The sequence below is a fragment of the Bifidobacterium sp. UMB1197 genome (assembly GCF_030217745.1).
Lineage (GTDB): Bacteria > Actinomycetota > Actinomycetes > Actinomycetales > Bifidobacteriaceae > Bifidobacterium > Bifidobacterium vaginale_B.
In genome coordinates this window covers 1-283 of record NZ_JASOOL010000051.1, presented here as the reverse complement: position 1 = coordinate 283, position 283 = coordinate 1, and the positions used below count along the sequence as shown (strand labels likewise).

Here is a 283-nt window from a genome sequence, read left to right as displayed (position 1 = left end):
CACAGCTAAGCAGCCAGCAAGACCAGGACCTGCGCTTACTGCAATCGCGTCGACATCGCTTAAATCCATGTTTGCGTCTGCCAATGCTTTAGAAACAACCGGCACGAAAGCTTCAGCGTGCGCACGAGAAGCAATTTCTGGAATTACGCCACCGTAGCGCGCATGCTCTTGCATTGAAGATGCCACCACATTCGACACCAGAGTGAGTCCGCGCACAATAGCTGCGGCAGTTTCGTCACAAGTTGATTCAATTCCCAATACGATTGCTTCGCTCATTTTATTC

Annotated in this window: 1 pseudogene; it reads right to left on the bottom strand. The window is 50.5% G+C overall.

The features are described from left to right. Positions 1-276, bottom strand: a pseudogene (locus QP420_RS06565) (tRNA (adenosine(37)-N6)-threonylcarbamoyltransferase complex transferase subunit TsaD); the annotation flags it as partial. Positions 277-283 lie beyond the last annotated feature (7 nt).